Source organism: Patescibacteria group bacterium (assembly GCA_041671645.1).
Classification (GTDB): domain Bacteria; phylum Patescibacteriota; class UBA1384; order XYA2-FULL-43-10; family 1-14-0-10-43-13; genus JBAZBD01.
The window spans coordinates 580,757-604,250 of sequence record JBAZBD010000001.1 but is presented as its reverse complement, the minus strand read 5'-3'; the positions used below and the strand labels follow the sequence as shown (position 1 = coordinate 604,250).

Genomic DNA, 23,494 nt, shown 5'->3' with positions numbered 1-23,494 from the left:
TTTTGAATTCCTTTGGTATGGGCGGAATTGCAAATAATATTGATAGGTCGATCATTTCAGATCGTTCTGGCTCTGATTCTGCGGCCCACGCTTCTATCCAAGAATTGATACTTCCGGAGCTCAAAGAGCCGCCAAAGGTCGGTAATTTTGCAAAGTTTCCCTCAAATATTTATGCCAAATACTACCTTCTCATGGACCCGACATCAGATACGGTCTTCGTATCCAACGACGCTGATACACAGACTGCTATCGCTTCTACCACGAAAATCATGACCGCGACTATCGTGCTTGAGAACTACAAATTAGATGAGGTCGTCACAATATCTCGCGAAGCAGCGATCCAGGTGGGCATGGATCCAACAACAAAATCAGGAGAGAAAATTACAGTTGAAAACCTTCTTGATGTATTACTAATTATTTCATCAAACAGAGCGGCCTATGCGCTAGCTGAACATATAAATTCCCCCAGTGAAACTGGGACGGACAAGTTTGTGCGGATGATGAACGACAAGGCGAAGTCCTTGGGAATGTACGACACAGATTATCACGACGCGGCTGGGCTCGATACAACGGGATACTCTACTGCGCATGATCTAGCGATCATTACTGAGTATGCAATGCAAAAGCCCCTTTTCGCCAAAATAGTTGGAACAGCCGAGAGTTCAGTCACGGACGTGACTGGCAAGATCACTCATCAACTAAAAAATTCCAACCGATTAGTATCTGATTGGAATTATCCAGGTGCCTTGGGCGTTAAGACTGGCTATATGCCAGAGGCAAGCCATTCACTGGTCGCGGCAGCGGAGAGAGATAATCATACTTTGTATGCAATCATTCTCTACACCACTTATGATACACCAGAAGCGTCAGCAACTGAGGCCAGAAAGCTTCTCGACTGGGGTTGGGCCAATGTTGATTGGGGGACAAACTAGTCGAAAGTCTATAAAGTCAAAGGTCCATAAAGTCAGGGGACGAGGAGGGCATGTGAAAATTGAACGCTTTGAGGAAATAATCGCATGGCAAAAGGCTAAGGACTTAGTAATCTTCTGCTATGACTTATCGGAAAAGTGGAGAGACTTCTCTTTCCGTGATCAGTTTAGGCGGGCCGCAGTTTCTATAATGAACAATATTGCCGAAGGATTCGAGCGGAGAGGAGATAGGGAATTCAAGCACTTTCTATTTATATCAAAGGGATCTTGTGGCGAGGTAAGATCAATGAGCTATCTTGCCGACGAGTTTAAATATCTGGATAATGGTCAGTTCAAATTAATAGCAGATAAATCAACAGAAATATCAAAAATATTATCAGGCTTGATTAAATCTTTAGATACATAGTTCTATGACTTCGGGATCAATGGACTTTAGGGACTTTATAGACTTTACGGACTTTATGAGCTTTTTACTATCTCTTCCCACTTATCAAGTGCAGATTGAGCGGCGTCAGTCTGGGCTTTTTGTTTTGAGGAGCCTTCGCCCTGGCCGACTTTCTTCTCGTTCAAATATGCAGCTACCGTAAATATTTTGTTGTGATCTGGACCAATTTCGCTTACAACTTCGTATGAAGGTGTAATACCAAATTTGTCTTGGGACATTTCCTGGAAGCGGCTTTTGGCATCGAAGTGTAGACCGTTTTCGAGAATATTTTCTAGCTTGTAAATGATATTCTTCAATACGAAATTGTAGACTTCGTCGAAATCCTGGTCCAAATAGATTGCGCCAATTAGTGCTTCGAAGGCGTTGGCAAGCAAAATGTCTCTGGCTTTGCCCATATTCTTGGCTTCGCCACGAGATGTTTTGAGGAACTGGTCGAGACCGATTCGCTTGGCTTCGACAGAGAGGGATTCACCTTTTACTAGAGCGCTTCTCCAGTTAGTCAGGTCGCCCTCTGGCTTGTCGTAATTGGCATAAAGATATTTAGTCACTGCAAGTTCCAAAACTGCATCACCCAAAAATTCGAGCCGCTCGTTGTGCTCTAAATTCAGAGTTTTGTGTTCGTTGAGATACGATCTATGAATAAATACCTGCTCTAGAAGCGATTTATCCCTGAATTGTACCCCAATTGATTCTTCGAACTCAGCTAATGTCGTCATGTTCTCCTTGTTGGTTTGATTGTAATTTATTTGAAATCTTGTTCTCGTACTTTTTGTAAACAGTACCCAATACACCATTCACAAATTTAGATGAGTTCTCCCCACCAAACTGTTTGGCTAGCTCGACTGCTTCGTTGATAGAGACTTTGGGCGGAATGTCATTTACATAAAGCAACTCATATATCGCAATCCGAAGGATTTCTCTATCGATCAAAGAAATCTGGTCCATCGGCCATTCTGGAGCGGATTCGGTAACGATGCTTTCTAGCTCATCTTTCAACTTCGACACACCATCTACCAAGAGATCGACAAAATCAGATTCGCATTTATCAGCATATTCACTGACATTTCGATCCATCACTTCTTCTTTGTTTGATTCTGGACGGAAATCCAGTTCATACAAAGTCTGCATGGCAATCATTCTAGAAAGATGGCGATTCATAGTTGGCTTCCAAAGATTTGATTATTTTTTGATATCGAGAACTTGTTTCTTAGCAAAGGTGCCACAATTGTAGCAAACCTGGTGAGCAACTTTTGGCTCATGGCATTGTTCGCAAAACACTACGGCAGGTTTGATAACCTTGTCGTGCATTCGGCGCATGCCCTGCTTAGAATTATTCGTTCGCTTTTTTGGTTCGGCCATTAGAAAATCCTGTTTTGTTAGTAGATATTATGTCGTTATTATTGCATAAACCAGTCAAAAAATCAACCAGATCAAAGCTTCGATTACTTTGTGACTACGCTGACTAATTTCTTGGCGATGACGATCACTTTCGCAATCTCACTGTCGCCGATAATTTCAACGATTTTTGGTGAGTTCAGCGCAGATTTCTTCAATTCATCGTCTGAAATATCAGAAGAGACCGATAGCTTATCTCGCACCTTACCATTGACCTGAATTACGATTTCGATCGTGTCAGCTACCAAGTATTTGGTATCAGCCTCAGGCCAAGCGGAATTCACTATGGAATCGCTCAGGCCGGCGGTTTCCCAAAGTTCAGAAGCAATGTGCGGAGCGAGGGGGTAGAGGATTTGCAGGAATTTCTGGTAAGAATCTTTACGGATATGACCAATTTTCTCAAATAGATTATTGAATTCCATCAATTTGGCAACAGAAGTATTCAAGCGGAAGCTCTCAAAGTCCTCCGAAACTCCTTGGATAGTCTGATTTAGCTTAATCAAAAGCTCCTTGTCATCGTCTTTGTCGTCGATTTTTTCAACATTTTTCCAGACTCGGTTTAGAAATCGTGAGACTCCCTGGACGCCGGCCATGTTCCATGCCGACTCTTGGTCGTATGGTCCGATAAATGCGATATACATGCGGAGTGTGTCGGCGCCAAATTGTTTCACTATTTCATCTGGATTGATGACATTACCAAAAGATTTGCTCATTTTGCGACCGTCGGGGCCGAGAATGATTCCATGAGCGATTCTCTTGGCATAAGGTTCTGCCGTTGGGACAGCACCCAAGTCAAACAAAAATTTGTGCCAGAATCTGGAATATAGAAGATGCAAAGTTGTGTGTTCCATCCCGCCGTTGTAAATATCTACCGGAGTCCAGTATTTAAGTTTAGATTCGGAAGCTAATTCATTGTCATTCTTGGGGTCAGTGTAGCGCAAGAAGTACCAAGAACTACCGGCCCAGTTTGGCATAGTGTCGGTCTCTCGTTTGGCCTTGCCACCGCATTTAGGACAGGTCATCTCGACCCAGTCGGTGATAGCGGCGAGAGGGGATTGACCATCGTCGGTTGGCTCGTATTTTTCTACTTCTGGCAGAGTGATCGGCAGTTGATCTTCTGGCACTGGAACTTTGCCGCAGCTCTCGCAATGAACGATTGGAATTGGCTCGCCCCAGTAATGTTGTCGAGAAAATATCCAGTCCCTAAGCTTATAATTTATCGTAAAGTCACCCTTGCGAGTTTCTTTCAATTTCTCAGTAATAGCTTTCTTGCCTTGCTCTGAGGCTAGGCCGTCGAATTCACCAGAATTGATCAATTTGCCGTAGTGAACAAAGGCCGCGTCAGTTATGTCTACGGAATCATCCTTGTCGGTAATCACTTGTGCAATATTGATCTCATGCTTCTTGGCGAATTCGAAATCCCTCTCATCATGAGCAGGTACGGCCATGACAGCGCCAGTACCATAATTTGACAGGACGTAATCAGCGACATAAATATCAACTTGTTCACCATTAATTGGATTGATCGCGTATACGCCATACAGCTTAACTCCAGTTTTATCCTTCTGCAGCTCAGTACGTTCCAAATCAGACTTTTTCTTTGCTTTATCTATATAATCTTGGACTTCTTCAAAGTTCTGGATATGGTGGCCAAGCTTTTTAACCAGTGGGTGCTCTGGGGCAAGCACGACATAAGTACAGCCAAACAAAGTATCGGCTCGGGTAGTAAATACCTCTATTTCTTCATCGTGAACGGTGTTACTAAAACCTTTGACGTCAAAAATTATATTTGCGCCCTCACTTCGCCCGATCCAATTGACCTGCTGTGTCTTGATCTTGTCCAAGTAATCAACCGTGTCTAGATCTTTAATTAACCGATCGGCGTAGGCAGTAATCCGAAGCATCCATTGCTTTTGTTTTCTCTTCTCAGACCCAGTACCGCAACGCTCACATGTTCCGTTGACGACTTCTTCGTTGGCCAAAACTATTTTGCAAGAAGGGCACCAGTTGACCGGCATCTCTGCCTGAAAAGCAAGTCTGGGAGTATGAAAATCATCATCTGCAACCTTGACTAGTTTCCCATCAATGATTGCATGCTTGTAAAATTGGAGGAAAATCCATTGAGTCCAGCGATAATAATCTGGGTCGGTCGTGTTGACCTCGCGAGACCAGTCGAAGGAAAGCCCCAATGATTTCATCTGGGATTTGAATACCGCAACATTGTCAGCAGTCGCTTTTTGCGGTTTAACCTTATTCTTGATCGCAAAATTTTCGGTAGGCAGGCCAAATGCGTCCCAGCCGATCGGATACATCACATTGAAGCCCTGAAGACGTTTCATTCGGCAGTAGGCATCGGATGCGCCATAGCCCATACAGTGGCCGACGTGGAGGCCAGCGCCAGAGGGGTAAGGGAATTCAACTAGATGATAGTGCTTCGGCAAGGCAGAATCATCATCGGATTTGCCGTAATTTTCCTCTTCCCATTTCTTCTGCCATTTTGATTCGATCTCTTTGAAATTATATTCTCTCATTTTGCCTACTTAGTGCGTTTATTTTTAAATTCTTAAATCAAGAATATCACTTCCTGAGCTTGAATTCAATTCAATTTTGTAGTAAAATAACCTTTGAATTATCGCTACAAAAAATATCTGGGCCCTTAGCTTAGTTGGCTAGAACGTCCCGATGGACATCGGGAAGGTCAGAAAGGAAATATGGCAGGGACAGTCTATATCCTCGAGTTAAATAATATGCAATATTATATTGGCTCTACGAACGATATTCACAGACGGCTACTTGAACATAACTCTGGCAAAACACTGGGGATCAAATATAAATTGCCCGCCAAGCTAGTTTTCCAGCAAAATTTCGATGACCTTATTTCAGCGAGAAGGATCGAATTGAGATTAAAAGATATAAAAATAAAAATATTATTAAACAAATAATTAAAGACGGATTTATTAAAAACGACTAATGGGCCCTTAGCTTAGTTGGTAGAGCGCCTCCATGGCATGGAGGAGGTCAGCGGTTCAAATCCGCTAGGGTCCACCAAAAACGCATCTCATTTTTGAGGTGTTTTTTTGATCTTAAATTGACAAAGTATCATAATCTCGATATACCAAAGATAGAATGCTCTGCTTGGAGGACATTTCGATGGCGAAGATAACTATTTCACGCAGTGCTCTGGTCGTCGTTTTGAACGACAAGCCAGACCACGAACGCATCATTTCTCAGCTCCTCAAGAGGGGAGATGTGAAGGGGAAAATCTTTTGTGACACAATAGTATTTGCAATTTGTAACTCTCGCGACGACTGTTTCAAAAAGTTGGAAGCTGCGAAAGTTAAATACTTTAGCGAAAATATTGTTGGCACAATTTCGTTGGTTGTCGTGGATGGAGAGGTAGATTCCAGTAATACAAAAGGTCCGATCACCGTTCTTGCAGGAATCAGGCCCGAATTTATCAATCTCTACTCCTCCGACCACTTGTCGCACCACACACGGTGTGATTCACGGGTCAAGGAAGAGCCTGTACAGTATTCGCAAGTGCAGACGCCTCAGTCTTTTAGCCAGTCTCGATCACGATCTGGCTGGACACACATCGATATCGAATTTTGACCCGTCTTCGCCTAGAATCTAAATCTAAGCGGAGACTTTTTATTTGTTTCAATAATTATTTTGACAAGTTATGGGATAGCCAGATAGAATAATATTGAATTAATTATTTGGAGGAATAGGAAATGCTCAAGTTTATTCTCTATCTCATCCGCTGGCAACTCTCAACACTAATTCTCGCTCCAGCCGTTGCGTACTTCAAGCACTCTCCCTCAATAATGGGTACCAAGGAAGACTGGATCGCCGCCACTGTGGCCAATCTGATCGGCGGTTGTATCTTCTTCTGGGTTGATCGCTTCATCTTCAAAAGCAAACTGATAGAAAAATGGGAAATTATTCCTAGCGGTACTTGCTTCGATTGTGGCAAGAAAGACTTGGTGCGAAGATTGGTGATGGCTCCTGGCGGCTACGACAGGACAGAGGACAAGCACCCGCAGTACCGTTGCCCCAAGTGCTCCGAAATCAAACTCAATAGTCTCAAAAAAGCCAAAAAAGTGGCAATGTAGCGAATCGAATATTGATTAAAAACAACCGCAACACGCCGGTTGTTTTTTAAAATCCATTTTTGAGTTTTTAAAGAATTTGTGTTAATACATTAAGCAGGGAGGTAAGAAATGTGCAAAAATTACTTACCGGTATCTGTTTTGCTGGAAGACAAGCCAGCAACCTACTGCGTTACTCGCTTGGGTACGTACTATTTATCGTCGCATTGGCTGTCTATATCCTCGCGATAGGGGCCTGGCTTATATTTGGTTGCCTTGGTGTAGGAGGATTAATCATGACCGCAATCCCATTTATGCTCAATCCGTCAGGGCAAACAGTCGCCGCAAACTATCCTTGGATCGGATGGACCTTCCCCCTGACTATGGTTTTTGCCTATGAGGCTCTCAGAAATGGCCTCTGGTTGGGACAATGGATCGACAGTTGGGCACTGTACTTTTCAAATGGTAGGTATCGGGAAGAGCCATGGTACTTTTGCCCAAACATTGTTGAAATGTGCCGTCTTGGCATCAAAAGATTACCCAAACGGACGTCTTTAAGCAGAAAAGCCTAAGGACAAAATTTCCAGCCCGGTTCATTGAGTTCCGGGTTTTTTAATACAAAAAATCCCCCAAGAGGGGGTTGGTGGGAGCTACCAACTGCTTTTTCCTATACATTCCAGCCAATTTATGCTATTTATACACCATATCTACTATCGGATATAGCTAGCCGATAACGGCTAAATGCTCTTTGACAAACTAACAATTTATTGTTTGTTGCATTCTGAGAAAAGGAGAACAAATATGAACACAGCCATTACTGCCGGCCCTGCGGCCGGAGTAAATTCGATCACTTACCATGATTATCAGCAACATGCGCTGCCGAGCGATCATGGCCTTATCATCCAGAAAAGCGGAGGCAGTGAGTTGATTCTTATCCGTAATGATGGGCACCAAGTCAGTCTCGGCGACGGTCACTACGGCTGGTATCCGACAAAGGCTGGTGTTGCAATTCAAAAGGGAACCAGATACTATCTTGCTCCTTACGATGGTAGCGCTCATGATTTACTCTACCGAAGCAAGATACCTGATCATCTGCGCTGTTGCGACACAGGGATGATTTTAGCGCACAAGGAGTCCGAGTTTCTTTATGTTCCGTTTGACCGGTCAGAGCCAAAAGTATTTTGGGATGGCCGTGGTGTGAATATCACTGTTCATGACGGGATAGTTATCGGTTCACACAAGAATCGGAATTGGGTTCACGCCAAGGTCAATGGTGTCTATAATATTATCTTCACTGATCGTGATTGGGGTCAAAAATCATCGATGGGGCAAGGATATGTCTGGGATTTCCATGATGGCCTAAACCATTGCTACCCGTATAACGGTGGCCCGCCCGCGGCTACAAAATATGCTAACTGCGGCAGTTGTTGCAAAGGCATCGTTGCGAATTTTCGTGACAAAGTTATAGTTTATCCTTTCGGCGGTGGGGAGATTCTGCTTTGGACAGGACCATACACCAGATGGTACGGAAGCTGTGATGCCGGACTTTTCATCATTGTTGATGATAAGGCGCTCCTCTTGCCTTATGACGGCACTGGAGCAAGAGAACTATGGATCGGACCATACAAAACCATGATCCCTTTTAGCGAGGCACTATTGGTGCTGAAAGAGTTAAATGAGATCGTGATGATTCCTATCCCGAAACCAGTAATCTAATTACCAATTATTCCCGCCCGGGTCATTGAGTATCACTCAGATCCGGGTTTTTTAATACAAAAAATCCCCCAAGAGGGGGGTTGGTGGGAGCTACCAACTGTGGAAAATCCAGGTGCGGGCAATAAATGCAAATAAATAACCTGGAATACCAGTATTGTTGATAGCCCCCGGGCACATCCGCGATTGGTCCTAGGAGGAAGGACTAGCAAGATAATACAACCATATTAGTCTTTGGTCAATGTTTTTGTCATATAGCAGCGGTCTAGCTTGTAGCTAAACTTCTCAAAAAAACCGCGTACGCCGACTCCAGCAATGATGGAAACTTTATCGAGGTAAAATTCTTTTTTGGCAATAGTTTCAGCCTCAGACAACAATTTAGTTCCAAATCCTTGGTGCTGGGCAGCTAAATCATTATTTTGCCCTATTGCAACCTGTGGCCCATAAGTATGCATCTCGCGAATAATGGCCGAGTTTTTTAATACTGGCAATGATTCGGAATAATTTGTTGGGATACGGAGTCTGAGCAAAGCCAAAAGCCTCGCTCTATCCTTAGATTCGATTGAGAGAAATATTTCTCTACCATCGGAAGCTTCGTAATCGAGACGAAACATTTTGTAATCTTCATCGATATTATAATCGCCTTTAATTTCGCGGCAACGGATGCATTGACACTTTGCATTTTGTTTATCCAACTCGAGCAAGACATTTTGTCTCAGATTTGAAATCTTGGCGCCACCTTCGACAATATATTCAGTCGGAATGTCGCGAATTACTCTTTCGATCCTGCAATAAGGCGGGACCAGTTTTTTGATCTCGACAAGCAGGCCTGTCAATTCTGACTCAGTATAGGGCTTATATCTCTTCTGCTCAAAAAGTTTGTATATTTCTGCTTCCTTGACTAGCGCCAAGGGATAAATCTTCAAATGATCTGGCTTGAAATCTGGATTTTCAAATAACTCTTTGAATATCTCAAGATCTCGTTTCAGATCAGCGCCGTAAAGGTTGACCATCATCTGATACGAGACCTTGAACCCTGCGTTTTTCAAAAGTTTTGTTGCACGAATAGTCGATGCAGTATCATTGCCACGATTATTTAATTTTAAAATTTCATCATCTAAGCTTTGTACGCCAAGTTCGACTTTGGTCACTCCTAACTCGCGCAAATGTTTGATCTCATCCATGTCGATATGATCTTGTCTTGTTTCTATCGATATCTCGACGATTCGGTGTTTGGTAGTCTCATTTTGCTTCTGTAGATTTTCTAAGCTTTCAACTCCTGACTCCCTGATCCTGCCATTAGCTGCTTTGAATAATTCCCTGACAAATTCTGTCCGGTACTCTGTAGGATAAGCCGACCAAGTGCCACCGATAATGCGAATATTAACTTTGTCGGTCAGGTGTCCAACGGCCTCCAAGGCTTTGAGTCTTGAGCTGACCTGAAGATAAGGGTCATAATTGCAGGTAATTGCCCGCATTACGGCTGGTTCCTCGGCAAGGTAGCTCTTGGGTGCACCGGCTTGTGTAGGGCAATATAGACAACGGCCGGGGCAATCGTATGGCTTTGTTAGGACTGAGACGACGACAATTCCAGAATTAGATCGAGTAGATTTGAGCGTCAGAAATTTCTCAAGCCCAATATTCTTCTCAACGAGTTGACCTATGAGCAAAGTTTGGTATGCTAAAAGCAGCTGGTCATTTGTGAAAAATGAAAGCTGTGAAGCCTTCGCGTAAATGCGTTGGAGTTTATCAAATCGCTTGCGAGAGAGTTCGCCGCTAGCAAATTCAATAATAAATTGTTCGATCGGGTTTTTATCCATTATGAAAAAAGAATACGCACAATATCTATTAAATCGGACGATAGAGGATTATAACAGCATCGCTGAGCAGTTTTCAAGTACAAGGAACTATTTGTCTAATGACATTATAGCACTGAAGTCTTATGCTAAAGATGGCGACAGGATCCTGGATGTTGGCTGTGGTAACGGCAGATTAACCGAATTATTTAAGGATATGAAGATCGACTACACTGGAGTTGATAACTCCACAGAGTTAGTGAAGATTGCGAAGCAGCGTTATCCAAAATCTGATTTTCGTCTGACCGATCCGCTCAAATTCGAATTCGCCGACAACTCCTTCGATAAAATATTCTGTCTATCGGTCTTCCATCACATCCCCAGTACTGAATTTCGCGTTCAATATCTGAAAGAGATCAGACGGGTCATGAAGCCGGGCGGCTTGCTCGTCCTGACAGTTTGGAATATGTGGAAAAAGAAGGGAATGTTCTGGCAGATTCTGCGTAACGGGTTCTTTCATCCCAGTCTCGACTTGAGCGACACATTTTACCCATTTCGATCAGGAAACAGAATCATCAAGGCAAATCGCTACATTCATTGTTTCAAAGTAGAGGAGCTTGAAAAATTGTTCCTAGAGGCCGGCTTCGAAATAGTTGGAATCGATAATATGAAAAGAGGGGATAGGGGCGACAACGAAAATATCCTCTTCCTCGGCGAAAAATTATAGCAAGGATTTTAACGGACTGGCGTCGACTTGGAAAATTTGTTCACGCAAAAATCTAACCTTCCGCTGGCCGAGAAACTTCGTCCTACATCTCTAGGCGATTTTATTGGCCAGGAACATATCGTTGGGAAAGACAAGATCCTACGAAGGATTATTGAGTCGGACCGAATCGTCCCGATGATTTTTTGGGGTCCGCCCGGATGCGGCAAGACAACGCTAGCCAAAATTATCGCCGGAAGGACCAAAAGCCAGTTTGTCTTCATCTCTGCTGTTGCTAGCGGAGTAGCTGATTTGAAGAAAATAGTGGCCGAAGCAGGAGACAAATCACAATTCAACCAAATCAAAACAATTTTGTTTATTGATGAAATTCATCGTTTCAATAAGTCGCAGCAAGATTTTCTTCTGCCCTATGTCGAGAACGGTACTGTTACCTTGATTGGAGCCACGACCGAAAATCCATCATTTCAAGTCAACGCTCCACTTCTGTCGAGAGCGAGAGTCTTTCATTTCCGCGAACAAACCATACCGTCTGTGGCCAAGGCTCTAAAAAGAGCCATTTCCAGAATTAATTTAGAGCAAGCCGACTATGTAAGTGGTCGTTCTGAAGGACCAAAAAATAAAATAGAAATCTCCAAAAAAGCACTGGAGCTGATTGCCAATCTATGCGAAGGCGATCTTCGTGACGCTTACAATGCCTTGGAGCTTGCGATAATATCAGCAGAGCCAAGAGATGGGATTATCAAAATCGATGAGCTCTTGGCACAAGAATCAATCCAGCAGAAATTTATACGATATGACAAGGGTGCGGACGGCCATTATGATGCCATCTCGGCCCTGCACAAAGCAATCCGCGCTTCACAACCTGATGCGGCACTACATTATCTTGCCCGAATGTTGGAGGCGGGCGAAGATCCTCTCTATGTCATCCGACGGTTGATACGATGTGCGTCTGAGGACATTGGGATGGCTGATTCACAGGCCTTAATCTTAGCGACATCTGTACTCGACGCGACCAGACATTTGGGTATGCCTGAGGCCAATAATGCAATCGCGCAATTGGTGATATATCTAAGTATTGCCCCAAAATCGCGCGCTGTCGATGAGGCATATGCAAGTGCAAAAAACGACGTCACAAATAGTCGACTTGAGCCCGTCCCTCTCAAAATTAGAAATGCATCTAGCAAGATAATGAAGGATTTCGGCTTTGGAAAAGACTACAAAATGTACGACAAAGAATCTCTTTTGCCTGATAATCTCAAGGGCAAAAAATATTGGAGAGGGTAGAATTCAATTCTAGTTCATAAATTCCGCAAAAGCTTTTTTGGCCGCTTTTACTTAGCACTCTTATCTTTGGTTACGGAGATGGCGGCGTCTGGGCAAAAACGGAAGCAATTGCCGCAAGCGATACATTTCTCCAAATCAATCTCTGGCACCTGAGTCGCGAATACGCCAAGAGTTTCACCTTTTGATAATGCGGCTACAGGGCATTTGGCAATGCAGATATGGCATCCCTTACAGCGCTCTGGAATGATCAAAGCGCTTTTGCCAAAACCTTTGCGTATGATTTTCTCGGTTGCAGGCATGAAAGTCGGCTTCGAAAATTGATCTATCTCAAAAACTGCGTTTCGCCCGTACTTGAAACAATCTTCATTCATCTTCCGGATTTTGTCATCTTTAAACTTCTTGCCCAGTATTTTGACGATTGAGTCCCAAACAAGTTTCTCGTCAAGATTGATCAACCTACTGATCTTGCCGGTAATCAAGATATTAAAAGATTGAGCCTTGAATTGCGCGGCGGCAACTTCTGTCGCTGGAATACCCAATTTGTGGTGATGATGGATCGAGGATGCAGGGATCGTCGAGGAGTCGAAAACTACTTTGGTTTGGGGGGAGATATGTTTTTCTATCACAGAAAGGGCGCGCTTCTGCAGTACGACTACAACGTCTGCGTGTTCGAATCGAGGGTAGCGGATTTCATCGTTGCTTATGGTGATGAAAGCAGTGGAGGGTGTCCCGCGTTGTTCTACGCCAAAAGCGGGAATGTATGAAACGTTAGAACCCTGTGATTTGACTGCGTCCACTAGGATTTTGGCGATAGTTTGAATACCCTGACCGCCTTCACCCGCTAAAAATATCTTCATTGGTTTCATTTTGTCTCCTTCTCTACTAAACTTATTTCACCGATAGGGAAAAACTTCTCCATTTCGGCTAGTCTCTCAAAGCTTTCTTTTGCATTTGTCTTCCAATTTGTTGGGCAGGTTGAGAGAATTTCCAAGAAAGAAAAAGAATTGTTCTTGACTTGGTTGTCGATAGCGCGTTTGATCATGGCTTTCATCTGGATTGGGTTGGATATCGAGGCGCGAGCGATATAAGCATTTTTGCTGGCAATATTAGCCAAGAGCTCAGGACCCTTGAATCCCGGTCCGAATACTGCTGATTTGCCGCTTGGTGCAGTTGAAGTCACAGTTCCTACCTCGGTAGTTGGCGAGGTCTGACCGCCGGTCATTGCATAATTTTCATTATTGACCAAGATCACGGTGATCGGGTTGTTTCGATATGCCGCATGGACGAGGGCCTGAAGGCCAATCGCGTATCCGCCGCCGTCGCCCATGTAGGCAATGGCGATTCGGCTTGGTCTAGCCATTTTGTAACCGACCATTACAGAAGTCGTTCGGCCGTGGTGTGTCTGGACAGTGTCCATATCGAAAAAATCCCAGGCCAGAAGAGAGCAACCGATATCGATGCCCAGTGCAGTATTTCGAGCTATTCCCATTTCATCTGCCAAGTACCCCAATTGTTTTAGGACGCTACCGTGGCCGCAACCTGGGCAAAATAGGTGAGGTTTGCTGCTTTTCTTCCAGCACTTTGGCATAATATTATCCATTGTGCCTCCTAATTTGGTCAATTATCTCTTCGGGGGTGAACCCTTGAGCTGATTTTGATATTTCGATGAACTTCGCTTTTTGGCCGGCCATTTCATATTTGACGATTCTGGACAACTGGTTGAGTGAAGATTCGATGATAATTATTTTTTCGGTCTTTTTAGCGGCAATCAATAATTTGGCTTTGTCAAAAGGGTTTAGAGTGATTGGACGGAAAAGACCAATCCTAGCGCCACTTTTTCGCATTATTTTTACTGCATCTCTGGCGGCACTTGCGACCAAACCGTGAGCCACGATCAACGTCTTCGCATCAGAGACTTTGTATGATTCGGACTCTACAATTTCTTCTCGACTTTTCTGCCAATCTTTGTGTGTCTGATCGAGCACCGCACCAAACGACTCCTCTGAGCTATAACAATTTCTCAAATTTGTTGACTCAGCTTTCTCTTCGAGGATGGGAGAACTTTTTGCTTTTTCGGAGTGTTGATCAATTTCGACAACGTTTTTCATTTTACCGAGATAACCGTCACCCAGAAGAATAGTGGGAAAGCGATATTTCCAAGCGGTTTCAAATGATTTTTTTGTTAATTCGTACATTTCTGGAACAGTCGAGGCAGAATATACAATCCTATGTCCATCACCATTGCCTCCAAATGCGGCCAGGGTCACTTCCTGCTGAGAAAAGTTTACAGTACCAGTTGATGGGCCGCCTCTTTGCATGATTATACCGACAAAGGGAAGTCTGAGATTCTCGGCCATGGCGATTGGATCTTGAAGCAGGACATGCCCTGGCCCAGCCGAAGCGGTAAAACTTTTGACGCCACCCAAGACACTGCCCAGGACGCCGAAACCTGCCGCAATTTCATCTTCGGTTTGAAGGTACTTAAGCTCTGGGTTTTCTTCTGCCTTGCGTATATAACCTTCGAGGATCTCTGTCGCAGGCGTGATTGGATAGCCAAACATGACGGTAGCGCCAGCATCGATTGTGCCCAGCACAGCTGCCTCGTTGCCAGAAATTAAAACTTGTTTTTTCATTTATCTCCCTCTATATTTTCTGTCAGAATAATTCTCACATCCACCAAATGAAAATTGTCGGCGTCGGCCACGATAGGATTGAAATCTATTTCTTTGATGTTGCTAAAGTTATCAGCAAAATTTGTGGCACGAACAAGTATATCTGCTAGAGCCGCAAGATCATATTTTTTCTGGTTGCGAGCACCGTTTAGAATTCGCCCAATTTTAGTCTCCAAGATCATCGAGAGAGCGTTCTTTTGATCTAGCGGTGCGATGCGGTAGCTAAAATCTTGATATATCTCTGCATATATTCCACCCGTACCAAAAACTATGGTGGTTCCTGTCCCAGCCTCCTTTTTGATGCCGAGCATAATCTCAAACTTCTTGTTGACCATGGGACCGACGATAGCGGGGGAGCCAGTTTTCAAAAAGGCTTTTTGGAGGTGGAAGGAATCCTCAATATTCAAAACCACTTTGCCCTCATCAGATTTGTGCGCGTTTTGATCGGCCATCTTTAGAACTACGGGAAACCCGATGCTATCTGCCGCGTCTTTAACCTCATCGATATTCTTACACTCTTTGTATTGGACAATCGGAAGTTTGTAATCCAGCAAATGCTTTTCTTTATTCTCAGAATTGAATAAATTATGCTTTGGCGAATGCGGCACGAGCAAAGTTTGTTTCTCTGCTGAAAATTTAAATAGAGTGAGCAAGCCTAGTGCTGCTTCCTCGGGATATGAGAAGCATGGCTTGCCGGAGTTCTCTATAATATCTTTGGCACTGGTCAGAATTTCGCCGCCTACAAATGAGGAAATAATCGGTGTCCTGGATTTGACGCTGGCAATTACTTCTGCAGTCTCGATAATCTTTGTAGCGGATTGAGGAGTCAAAATCACAAGAATTCCATCAGTTCCACTGTCGTTCGTCACGATTTCCAGAGCTTTTTGGTAATCAATTTCACTGGCATCTCCGAGCAAATCGACGGGATTTGTCAGGTTTGCCTCTGGTCGTAGTTGTTTCTGGAGCAAACTGACGGTTTTGGGCGAGAGTGTGTTGAGATTGAGCCCCAGATCATGCAAATGATCAGAAGCGGCAATAGCTGGGCCACCAGCATTTGTGATTATAGTAATATTGTTGCCGTTGATCTGCTGGTAGCTTGAGAAGACGCGAGAATAAAGCAAAAGGTCTTCGAGGGTGTCGGCGATAATCACTCCTGCTTGTGTGAGATAGGCTTTGACCGAGGTGTAAGAGCTTACTATCGATCCAGTATGTGAGAGCGCGGCGCGGGCGCCAAAAGAACTTTTGCCCCCAAAAAGGATTATCGTAGGCTTTTTCTTGGCATTTTTGATAAAAATCTCAGATAGATGACGGTCAACCTCGAGGTTTTCAATATAAGCTGCCACAACTTTTGTCTCATTGTCATTGTATAAATATTCAAATAAATCAGATTCCTTAATCAGCGCTTTGTTGCCAATTGAAAATATTTTGGAAAATCCGATTGGGGAGTTCTTGGACCAGTCGATTATTGAGGTAATGATGGCTCCTGATTGAGAAAGCAGGGAGACATGGCCTGTTTTTGGCAACTCCTTAGCGAAAGTAGCATTCAAATTTATTTCAGTATTTATCAACCCCAAACAGTTTGGACCAAGCAAAGAAATGTTATTTTTCTCGCAAATATCTCGAATCTCGTCTTGAATCAATTTGCCAGCCTCTCCAATCTCGGCGAAACCGGCAGAGATAACAATAACTGAGCTTACGCGAGTCTTGACGCATTCAAGCACAGAGTCCCTGACGAACTTAGCTGGAATCGCGATAATCGCGAGGTCGATATGCTCCTTGATATCCAAGACCGATTTAACCGATTGCAAATTTAGTATTGTTTCGCCAGACAAATTCACGGGGAAAACACGACCAGCAAAACCGCCGTTTAGGATGTTCGACAGAATTTGGAAGCCGATCTTCTCTGGATTGGAGGATGCTCCAATAAGGGCGATGCTTCTGGGCGATATCATTTTTGCAAGGGTCATAACGTTTCTCCGATCTGAAAATGCTTTAATATAGTTTTGTGAATCGATTGCAAACCGTCTCTGCTGGTAGCGATTTCTTGCAAGAGAGAGTTTTTCGATTTTACGGTCGATCGAACGTCTTCGATCAACAGAAGTGGAGTGTTCGAGGGAGTGGGCAAGTAGTTGAATCCGAAACCGGCCATTTCTTTGGAGCGAGTTAAATTTTCTGCCATTCCATAAGGTGAGGCGATATAAAAACTGCTGTCAGAATTCATCACCTTTTCGAAGACCATCCTAATAACTAAGTTTACTAGCTGGGCGCTGTTTGCGCAACCTGAAAAACCAGCGCTTTGGCACTTCTGTATCAGATCTGAATATTGAATTAGCAAAAAGGAAGTATCAGAATGGAAAAAATCATCAAGCTCACTACTTAGAAAATCTTGAATCGCGGCAGGATTATCTGAGGGGTAGTAGCGTGGAGCAACGTTGTCAGTTTCGTTTAGCCAGTAACGTCTGCTCTCTTGGGAATTGTCAGGGAGGATCAGACGTGACTTGATTTGAGCTTTAGAGAGTCGGGCCATTAGATGTTCAGGCGTATTATAAATCGGCAAGACCCCTACAATCCCAGTGTCGGCGAGAGAGGCCAGAGAAACAAAGCGTGGTTTCCTGGGGGAACGGCTCAAAAAGGAAATGAAATTAGTCAGAAGTAAGTTATTGTGATTGGCGAAAACAACAGCGTCAAAATCCGAGATTCCTCCGCTAGATGTCGTTTTTAGCGTGCAGTGGGGAAAATTTGCTAAATCGCCCTTAGCCAAACTTTTAATTGCTTGTTCTCCCGAAATGAATAAGTCAGTATTTCGGTCTAGATAACCATTGATACTTTTCTTATTGCCAGCAGTAGAAGATAAATACAATTCGCCAACAATAGAAACAATCTCACCGAGTCCAGTTGATTTGATCTTCGCCTCCAACTTTTCGAAATGGATCAATAAATCACTTGGGCTCTTGAAGGAATTGTCTATTAAAATATGGATATAGAGGAAAAAGACCTGGCTTCCTTGGGAAATTTTGATCAGATCAAGCAATTGTTTGAGTGAGGATTGAGAGTCGTCGTTCGACAAGACAAAAAACAAATGGAGGGCGGATCGGTGGTCCCTGACAATATTTATAATATTTTGAAGCTGTGTGCTTCGAGATAGGTCTGGCAATGCTTTGCGTTCGGTTCTGGGATTATACCCCAAGCTAATTTCAAGATAGCTATTTTCGGTATCAAAACACTTCGCTTTTTCGGTCGAATCTGGGCGAATGGCCGAGACCAGACATTTGCGGGGATAATGATCCCAGAGAAATTGAAAATTGGGGATAGTTTCTATAGCTACCGCGTTATTTTGTGAGGACGTTGAAACACCAAAACCATCTATTAATAACGTGACAAGTTTTCTTATTTTCTTTGGCAAGCTTTACCCTCTAACGATTAATGATTTGTTCATCCCAGGAATTTCAAGATTAATACCCATCAATTCAAGGACTGTTGGAGCGATATCAGAAAGCTTCCCATCCTGGCGCAATGCAATTTTTTTGTTTTCGAAATCAGCACCAAATATTATGAACGGGACGGGGTTTGAAGTGTGCTCAGTGTCAGGACCGCCTGTTTTGGGGTTGACCATCTGTTCGGCGTTGCCATGATCTGCGCAAATGAAAGCAACACCGTTCTTCTTTTGGATTAGCGAGAGAATTTCACCTAAGCACTGATCGACATAGCTAACAGCTTTGGCGGTAGCTTGAAGGTCACCTGTGTGTCCGACCATGTCCGGATTGGCAAAATTAATAACGAAACAATCATATATATCCTTATTGATGACCGAAAGCGTTTCAGCAGTGAGCTCGCGAGCACTCATCTCTGGTAATTTGGCGTAGCTTAGGCCCTTCTTTGAGGGGATCATGGCCCAATCTTCGCCTGGACTTTTCTTTTCTGAGCCACCGTCAAAGAAGTAAGTGACATGAGCATACTTTTCGCTTTCTGCGGAGTGATATTGCTTAAGTCCATGCTCAGACCAGATTTGAGCTAGGCCATGGTTGTGGAGTACTGGAGCGAAGGCTTGCTTTGCAAGTGAATTTTCGTTGTACATGACAAAGGAAACGAAATATAAATTATTTAATTTTTTCCGATCTGGGTAATCAGGGATCTGATCGTTCAGAAAGGCATCTGTTATTTCCTTGGCGCGATCTGCTCTAAAATTAAAAAGTATGATGGAGTCGTTATCCTTGACGGTCGCGATTGGCTGAGACTTGTTGGCAATAACGCTTGGCTCAATGAACTCATCCGTGATGTTTTGAGAATAAGAAGAGGCAAAAACTGATCCTGGAGTTTCGAATTGTGTCCCAACAGCTTGAGTCAATAGATCATATGATTTTTTCACACGGGACCAATTATTGTCACGGTCCATGGCGTAAAATCTTCCAACGATCGATGCGATTCGATTTGGTCCAAAGCCAAATTCAGCGCATTTATTCTGTACTTCGGCCAGCATTTCAATCCCTGACATCACGTCAGAGTCCCTACCGTCAGTAAAAAAATGAATCATGAAGTTGCTAAAGTTCTGGTCATGCAAAAGTTTCAAAATAGCGTACAGGTGGGCAATCTGACTATGCGTGCCAGTCTTCGAGAGAAGCCCCATGATATGAAGCATAGAGTTATTCTTCCGAGAATGTTCAATTGCGCCGAGAATTGTGCCATTACTGAAAAACGAACCATCATTAATGTGATTGTCGATCAGACCTTGATCCTGAAGGATGACTTGACCCGCTCCAATGTTGAGATGGCCAGCTTCGGAGTTGCCGGGGGATCCCTCAGAAAGTCCAACTCCTGTTCCTGAAGCGACCAGTGTGGTGGAAGGATATTTGTTGACCAAACTATTAAAAACCGGTGTTTCGGCCACAGCAATAGCGTTGCCGCCCCAGACAGGAGCGATTCCCCAGCCGTCAAGTACAATCAGCGCATGTACTTTACGCGATTCTTTATTAAAAAAGTTCAAGTTCCCTCCGATTTATGTTAGCTGAGTTTGGATTTCACTTCGTCGATAACTTCGTTGACCCCAGGATTTACCTTGTCCAGTATTGCTAGGTAATATGAAACAAAGTCTCCGAGCAGTACAAATGATAGGGTCTCGGAAAGTTGATCTTTTGCTTTGACAAATTTGATCCTCTCGAGCGTAATTTTGTGCTTCCTCATAATTTCAGAGCTGATATTTTCGCGGAGTGTGACACGATCATAATCAAAATTAGATTCCAACATCATAACCATGCAAAGGTTTTCTGGCCTCAGCATTCCTTCAATAACGTTGTGGTGAAGCTCCGGGAAGATACAGGTGAAAGCCCAGTGTTTAGCGTTTTCGTTGATTTGATTTTTGAAGCGGAGTGCCGCGCCAGCCAACAGGCGAGAACTAAAGATCACCGGTACGCGTCCATGGATCTTTTCAGCCAGTATCTTGGCCGGGTTGGAAAATAGCGAAACATCAGGAAGGTATTTTTTCTTAAGTTCATCAAGGCTGTCCAAAGCACTTTTGACATCGGCTTCGGTGAAATTGACATAGCCAAGTTTCATAAATACAGAAAGCATCAGAATGAAAAGATAAGGGAAAGATGCTCTGGGGCATCCCTCATATTCAAACGATAAAGTTGGTACTTTGTACTTGTCGGAAAGCACCTTAAGCTTGCCACCAGTCGTGACCGAAATCATTTTGGCGCCGCGATTTTGTGCTTCCAGAAATACAGCCAGAACTTCCTCGGTGTTGCCAGAATATGAGTTTAAGATGACGAGGGTATCGCTACCTGCCCATGATGGCAGGGAATAGTCATGTATGCTCTCGACGATTAAGTCGGCATGAGGGCTTAGATACTCCTTGATAATGTCTCCGGCAGCTCCAGATCCGCCCATCCCGACCAGGACAATTTTCTTGGCCTTAATATAGTAAGCAGGGACATTAAAGCTAGAAGCAGTCTCAAAAGCCTGTCTTGCATCATCCACAAAGCTTACAATATTATTTATCATTCCCTTCGGATCAGCTTTTTTGAAGTCAATTTTGTCTAGTTGTTCTAAATTGCCCATATTACCTTCTTTGTTTAAATTTTAATTCAATTATATTATGATTGTAGTTATAACTCAAGGAGAATTATGAAAAGAATAATGCTTACAAACAGTAACATGCAAGAGGTCGTCACCGAAGCCGCACAAATCATACGAGCTGGAGGCCTTGTCGTCGCTCCATTTGACACCGTTTACGGAATAATTGCTGATCCGACCAGCCATAGCGCAATAAATAAAATTAATGAGATAAAGGGTCGGCCAGAGTCAAAGACTATTGGTTTGGCCACTTACGAAATCGAACAAATCGGTAACGCTGCTGACCTGAGCGCGGAAAACTCAAATTTTATCAGTCAAAAAATTCCTGGCAAATTTACATTCGTATTGAGAGCAAACAATGCCAACAAGATTTCTGATTTGTGCAAACGAGAGGGGACTATCGCTGTCCGTGTGCCAGATAATGAATTGATACTAAAAATCGCCGAACTGTCGGACGGCTTCGTGGCCCAAACCTCGGCGAACAAGTCAGGACTGCCAAATTGCTATTCGGTAGATCAGATTAGCGACCAATTTGATGGCCTCGGCCAGCTCGATTTTGTTATTGATGGAGGAGAGCTTCCCCAATCTGCACCCTCGGAGCTTTGGGATTTAACAGGCTCTGAGCCCAAAAAGATTGAAAGAAACTGAATATTTTGCTATTATCTTCCCATGCCGATGTGGCGGAACTGGTATACGCGCACGACTCAAAATCGTGTGGTCACAAGCCATGTGGGTTCGATTCCCACCATCGGCACCAATAATTGCTTGATTCTCGAATCGGGCAATTATTTTTTATAGACTTATCAAATCGAATCGCTCTGGTATAATAGGAAAGATGAAAAAAGAAATAAATTTATCCGAAGAAGATCTAGTCAGACTTTTCGCAGGCGCAAAACGCAAAAAAGCCGATTTGATTGTGAGCCTGGCCCTGTTTGCGGGTAAAGCTCTATTTGTATTTGCTTTGATTTTAGCCGGGTATACTGTCATAAACTTTCCAGCGATCAAGGACAAAGTTGCCTTCTGGTATCTGAACGACATCAAAACAGCTGAAGTTATTGTCGATCAGCCTGGAGTAGGAATTATTAAGACCGAGGATATTGCGCCAACGGACGTTATGCCTGATATGGCGAATAATACAATAAGGATCCCCGCTCTGTCGATCGAAGCCCCCATCAGCTGGCGTGTTGAAAATACCCCTGCTCTTGTTGCCAAAGGACTGGCTAATGGCGTGATCCAGCTTGACGGCACTAGCTTGCCTGGAGAAAAGGGGAATATTTACGTTACGGGTCACTCGTCCAACTATGTTTGGGCCAAGGGTAACTACAATTCTATATTTGCAATCATAGACAAATTATTGCCTGGCGATTTGATCTATATCAAATACAACGACACCGTATTTACATACAAAACACTGGACCAAAAAGTAGTTACAGCCAATGACCTTTCCGTTTTGTCTCAGACCGAAGATTCGAGGCTGACTTTGGTTACTTGTTGGCCAGTTGGCACTTCCTACAAACGAATGGTAGTGACAGCTAGCCAAAGTAGTCCTTCGCCAGAAAATAATATTGCCCCCGCGAATAAGCCCAGTTTTAGTACATTGCCTGGGGCCAGATAAAAACTATAGAACTACTTGATAATTGCCTGGTAATTCTTGCCAGATTCTTGGTAGTAGATTTCATCGCCGCGGCTGCTGATCACGAATTTGATGTTTGTGCTACTTGTGAGCTTGATTAATAGCGTATCGTTTTTGCCGTCGTCACCGATGACTCGGATCTCGTCACCTTGCTTGTAAACTATGTGGCGGAGATCGGTGTACCATATGGCTTTATCAATCGGGGCGGCAAACCGGGTTATAAGTCGATCGCCACTCCAAATTTCGTATTTGCTGTGCGACAGAACGTTTGAATTTGTCAAATCCTCAGAAGGGGCAGACAGGAGATTAAGCTTGCTTTGATCGGAAAGCGGAGAGATGACAGGATTGGTCAAAAAGAGTGTCACTTTATCGAAAATCGTGACAGATCGCGGAGATACCTTGGTTTCCTGCTCATATGAAGTGTAATTTGCCTTTGATACCCTGATGCTATACATTCCGGGTCGATAATTCTTGGCGATATTGCCGCTTATAGCGCTGATCTGCTTGTCATTTATATAAACCATAGAGTCGCGTGGCTGGTATTCCAGAACAAGGACTCCAGTATTGATCAACTTAAGATTTTTGAAATCATAACGATAACCCTGAGCGTAAAACGCGATCGAGAGAGCCACGAATGTGATTAAAAGGGCAAATGCGGTCTGACCAAAGATAATTTTCGGGAGATCTCTTGTGCGTCTGTTATTCGCGACCAAATGTTCTGTTGTAGTCATAAAAATATTTTA

23 protein-coding genes and 2 tRNA genes are annotated in these 23,494 nt (G+C 43.6%); 12 read left to right on the top strand and 13 right to left on the bottom strand.

Going from position 1 to position 23,494, the window contains the following annotated elements; all coding sequences use genetic code 11:
- The first annotated feature begins 17 nt into the window (after window positions 1–17).
- Window positions 18–932 (top strand): serine hydrolase, encoded by a 915-nt coding sequence (locus WC227_03085; GenBank protein MFA6963675.1) that lies wholly within the window; start codon window positions 18–20, stop codon window positions 930–932.
- Between the two features lie 52 nt (window positions 933–984).
- Window positions 985–1,335 carry a four helix bundle protein gene (locus WC227_03080; protein ID MFA6963674.1) on the top strand — a complete coding sequence of 117 codons (351 nt, stop codon included), beginning with the start codon at window positions 985–987 and terminating at the stop codon, window positions 1,333–1,335.
- Window positions 1,336–1,388: 53 nt separating this feature from the next.
- On the opposite strand, the gene rnc is transcribed toward WC227_03080, so the two are convergent.
- The 4 genes from rnc to leuS all read right to left on the bottom strand — a co-directional run bounded on the left by rnc (window position 1,389) and on the right by leuS (window position 5,300).
- On the bottom strand, window positions 1,389–2,090 hold the full coding sequence (gene rnc, locus WC227_03075) for a ribonuclease III (GenBank protein MFA6963673.1): 702 nt from the start codon (window positions 2,088–2,090) through the stop codon (window positions 1,389–1,391).
- Window positions 2,074–2,532: a transcription antitermination factor NusB gene (nusB, locus tag WC227_03070; protein ID MFA6963672.1), complete on the bottom strand. Its 459-nt coding sequence runs from the start codon at window positions 2,530–2,532 to the stop codon at window positions 2,074–2,076. Before nusB ends, rnc begins: the two co-directional genes overlap by 17 nt.
- A gap of 21 nt (window positions 2,533–2,553) precedes the next feature.
- Window positions 2,554–2,733, bottom strand: a complete 180-nt coding sequence (rpmF, locus tag WC227_03065) for a 50S ribosomal protein L32 (protein ID MFA6963671.1) — start codon at window positions 2,731–2,733, stop codon at window positions 2,554–2,556.
- Window positions 2,734–2,816: 83 nt separating this feature from the next.
- A complete protein-coding gene (gene leuS, locus WC227_03060) occupies window positions 2,817–5,300 on the bottom strand; it encodes a leucine--tRNA ligase (protein ID MFA6963670.1) in 2,484 nt (827 codons plus the stop codon).
- A gap of 441 nt (window positions 5,301–5,741) precedes the next feature.
- Here leuS and WC227_03055 point away from each other — a divergent pair.
- The 5 genes from WC227_03055 (at window position 5,742) to WC227_03035 (ending at window position 8,576) form a co-directional block, all read left to right on the top strand.
- Window positions 5,742–5,817: transfer RNA gene (locus tag WC227_03055), tRNA-Ala, on the top strand.
- A 102-nt stretch (window positions 5,818–5,919) separates the two neighbouring features.
- Window positions 5,920–6,381: a hypothetical protein gene (locus WC227_03050; GenBank protein ID MFA6963669.1), complete on the top strand. Its 462-nt coding sequence runs from the start codon at window positions 5,920–5,922 to the stop codon at window positions 6,379–6,381.
- A gap of 122 nt (window positions 6,382–6,503) precedes the next feature.
- Window positions 6,504–6,884 (top strand): hypothetical protein, encoded by a 381-nt coding sequence (locus WC227_03045; GenBank protein MFA6963668.1) that lies wholly within the window; start codon window positions 6,504–6,506, stop codon window positions 6,882–6,884.
- A 110-nt stretch (window positions 6,885–6,994) separates the two neighbouring features.
- A complete protein-coding gene (locus tag WC227_03040) occupies window positions 6,995–7,432 on the top strand; it encodes a hypothetical protein (protein MFA6963667.1) in 438 nt (145 codons plus the stop codon).
- Window positions 7,433–7,661: 229 nt separating this feature from the next.
- On the top strand, window positions 7,662–8,576 hold the full coding sequence (locus WC227_03035; GenBank protein MFA6963666.1) for a hypothetical protein: 915 nt from the start codon (window positions 7,662–7,664) through the stop codon (window positions 8,574–8,576).
- Window positions 8,577–8,800: 224 nt separating this feature from the next.
- Here WC227_03035 and WC227_03030 read toward each other — a convergent pair whose 3' ends face one another.
- A complete protein-coding gene (locus WC227_03030; protein MFA6963665.1) occupies window positions 8,801–10,393 on the bottom strand; it encodes a tRNA uridine(34) 5-carboxymethylaminomethyl modification radical SAM/GNAT enzyme Elp3 in 1,593 nt (530 codons plus the stop codon).
- Between the two features lies 1 nt (window position 10,394).
- Here WC227_03030 and WC227_03025 point away from each other — a divergent pair, with 1 nt between their 5' ends.
- Together WC227_03025 and WC227_03020 are read left to right on the top strand one after the other, a co-directional pair.
- Window positions 10,395–11,096 (top strand): class I SAM-dependent methyltransferase, encoded by a 702-nt coding sequence (locus WC227_03025; protein MFA6963664.1) that lies wholly within the window; start codon window positions 10,395–10,397, stop codon window positions 11,094–11,096.
- 36 nt (window positions 11,097–11,132) lie between these two features.
- On the top strand, window positions 11,133–12,377 hold the full coding sequence (locus tag WC227_03020; GenBank protein MFA6963663.1) for a replication-associated recombination protein A: 1,245 nt from the start codon (window positions 11,133–11,135) through the stop codon (window positions 12,375–12,377).
- A gap of 47 nt (window positions 12,378–12,424) precedes the next feature.
- Here the strand turns inward: WC227_03020 and WC227_03015 are convergent, their stop codons facing one another.
- The 7 genes from WC227_03015 to WC227_02985 are packed head-to-tail and all read right to left on the bottom strand — an operon-like array spanning window position 12,425 to window position 21,103.
- Window positions 12,425–13,243 (bottom strand): 2-oxoacid:acceptor oxidoreductase family protein, encoded by an 819-nt coding sequence (locus tag WC227_03015; protein MFA6963662.1) that lies wholly within the window; start codon window positions 13,241–13,243, stop codon window positions 12,425–12,427.
- Entirely contained in the window at window positions 13,240–13,977 is a 738-nt protein-coding gene (locus WC227_03010) for a thiamine pyrophosphate-dependent enzyme (GenBank protein ID MFA6963661.1), read from the bottom strand. Before WC227_03010 ends, WC227_03015 begins: the two co-directional genes overlap by 4 nt.
- Entirely contained in the window at window positions 13,970–15,010 is a 1,041-nt protein-coding gene (locus tag WC227_03005; GenBank protein ID MFA6963660.1) for a ferredoxin oxidoreductase, read from the bottom strand. The genes WC227_03010 and WC227_03005 overlap by 8 nt, the downstream gene beginning before the upstream one ends.
- Window positions 15,007–17,016, bottom strand: a complete 2,010-nt coding sequence (locus tag WC227_03000) for an acetate--CoA ligase family protein (protein MFA6963659.1) — start codon at window positions 17,014–17,016, stop codon at window positions 15,007–15,009. The genes WC227_03005 and WC227_03000 overlap by 4 nt, the downstream gene beginning before the upstream one ends.
- Window positions 17,013–18,452, bottom strand: coding sequence for a hypothetical protein (locus WC227_02995; GenBank protein ID MFA6963658.1), 1,440 nt, complete (start codon window positions 18,450–18,452; stop codon window positions 17,013–17,015). The genes WC227_03000 and WC227_02995 overlap by 4 nt, the downstream gene beginning before the upstream one ends.
- A gap of 3 nt (window positions 18,453–18,455) precedes the next feature.
- Window positions 18,456–20,030, bottom strand: coding sequence for a 2,3-bisphosphoglycerate-independent phosphoglycerate mutase (gene gpmI, locus WC227_02990; protein MFA6963657.1), 1,575 nt, complete (start codon window positions 20,028–20,030; stop codon window positions 18,456–18,458).
- Between the two features lie 17 nt (window positions 20,031–20,047).
- On the bottom strand, window positions 20,048–21,103 hold the full coding sequence (locus tag WC227_02985; protein MFA6963656.1) for a bifunctional phosphoglucose/phosphomannose isomerase: 1,056 nt from the start codon (window positions 21,101–21,103) through the stop codon (window positions 20,048–20,050).
- 66 nt (window positions 21,104–21,169) lie between these two features.
- Between WC227_02985 and WC227_02980 the strand changes: the two genes are divergently transcribed.
- The 3 genes from WC227_02980 (at window position 21,170) to WC227_02970 (ending at window position 22,733) form a co-directional block, all read left to right on the top strand.
- A complete protein-coding gene (locus WC227_02980) occupies window positions 21,170–21,766 on the top strand; it encodes an L-threonylcarbamoyladenylate synthase (protein MFA6963655.1) in 597 nt (198 codons plus the stop codon).
- Window positions 21,767–21,789: 23 nt separating this feature from the next.
- Window positions 21,790–21,875, top strand: a tRNA-Leu gene (locus tag WC227_02975).
- A 78-nt stretch (window positions 21,876–21,953) separates the two neighbouring features.
- A complete protein-coding gene (locus WC227_02970) occupies window positions 21,954–22,733 on the top strand; it encodes a class E sortase (protein MFA6963654.1) in 780 nt (259 codons plus the stop codon).
- 11 nt (window positions 22,734–22,744) lie between these two features.
- On the opposite strand, the gene WC227_02965 is transcribed toward WC227_02970, so the two are convergent.
- The gene (locus WC227_02965; protein ID MFA6963653.1) at window positions 22,745–23,482 is read right to left on the bottom strand and encodes a hypothetical protein; all 738 of its coding nucleotides are present in this window, start codon (window positions 23,480–23,482) and stop codon (window positions 22,745–22,747) included.
- Window positions 23,483–23,494 lie beyond the last annotated feature (12 nt).

Excerpts from the sequence above, each read along its gene's own strand:
- rpmF (MFA6963671.1), bottom strand. The coding sequence starts at position 2,733 with ATGGCCGAACCAAAAAAGCGAACGAATAATTCTAAGCAGGGCATGCGC.
- WC227_03000 (MFA6963659.1), bottom strand. The coding sequence starts at position 17,016 with ATGACCCTTGCAAAAATGATATCGCCCAGAAGCATCGCCCTTATTGGA.
- WC227_03015 (MFA6963662.1), bottom strand. The coding sequence starts at position 13,243 with ATGAAACCAATGAAGATATTTTTAGCGGGTGAAGGCGGTCAGGGTATT.
- WC227_03025 (MFA6963664.1), top strand. The coding sequence starts at position 10,395 with ATGAAAAAAGAATACGCACAATATCTATTAAATCGGACGATAGAGGAT.
- WC227_03030 (MFA6963665.1), bottom strand. The coding sequence starts at position 10,393 with ATGGATAAAAACCCGATCGAACAATTTATTATTGAATTTGCTAGCGGC.
- WC227_02985 (MFA6963656.1), bottom strand. The coding sequence starts at position 21,103 with ATGGGCAATTTAGAACAACTAGACAAAATTGACTTCAAAAAAGCTGAT.
- WC227_02980 (MFA6963655.1), top strand. The coding sequence starts at position 21,170 with ATGAAAAGAATAATGCTTACAAACAGTAACATGCAAGAGGTCGTCACC.
- WC227_02970 (MFA6963654.1), top strand. The coding sequence starts at position 21,954 with ATGAAAAAAGAAATAAATTTATCCGAAGAAGATCTAGTCAGACTTTTC.
- nusB (MFA6963672.1), bottom strand. The coding sequence starts at position 2,532 with ATGAATCGCCATCTTTCTAGAATGATTGCCATGCAGACTTTGTATGAA.
- WC227_03085 (MFA6963675.1), top strand. The coding sequence starts at position 18 with ATGGGCGGAATTGCAAATAATATTGATAGGTCGATCATTTCAGATCGT.
- WC227_03010 (MFA6963661.1), bottom strand. The coding sequence starts at position 13,977 with ATGGATAATATTATGCCAAAGTGCTGGAAGAAAAGCAGCAAACCTCAC.
- WC227_02965 (MFA6963653.1), bottom strand. The coding sequence starts at position 23,482 with ATGACTACAACAGAACATTTGGTCGCGAATAACAGACGCACAAGAGAT.
- WC227_03050 (MFA6963669.1), top strand. The coding sequence starts at position 5,920 with ATGGCGAAGATAACTATTTCACGCAGTGCTCTGGTCGTCGTTTTGAAC.
- rnc (MFA6963673.1), bottom strand. The coding sequence starts at position 2,090 with ATGACGACATTAGCTGAGTTCGAAGAATCAATTGGGGTACAATTCAGG.
- WC227_03045 (MFA6963668.1), top strand. The coding sequence starts at position 6,504 with ATGCTCAAGTTTATTCTCTATCTCATCCGCTGGCAACTCTCAACACTA.
- leuS (MFA6963670.1), bottom strand. The coding sequence starts at position 5,300 with ATGAGAGAATATAATTTCAAAGAGATCGAATCAAAATGGCAGAAGAAA.
- WC227_03005 (MFA6963660.1), bottom strand. The coding sequence starts at position 15,010 with ATGAAAAAACAAGTTTTAATTTCTGGCAACGAGGCAGCTGTGCTGGGC.
- WC227_03035 (MFA6963666.1), top strand. The coding sequence starts at position 7,662 with ATGAACACAGCCATTACTGCCGGCCCTGCGGCCGGAGTAAATTCGATC.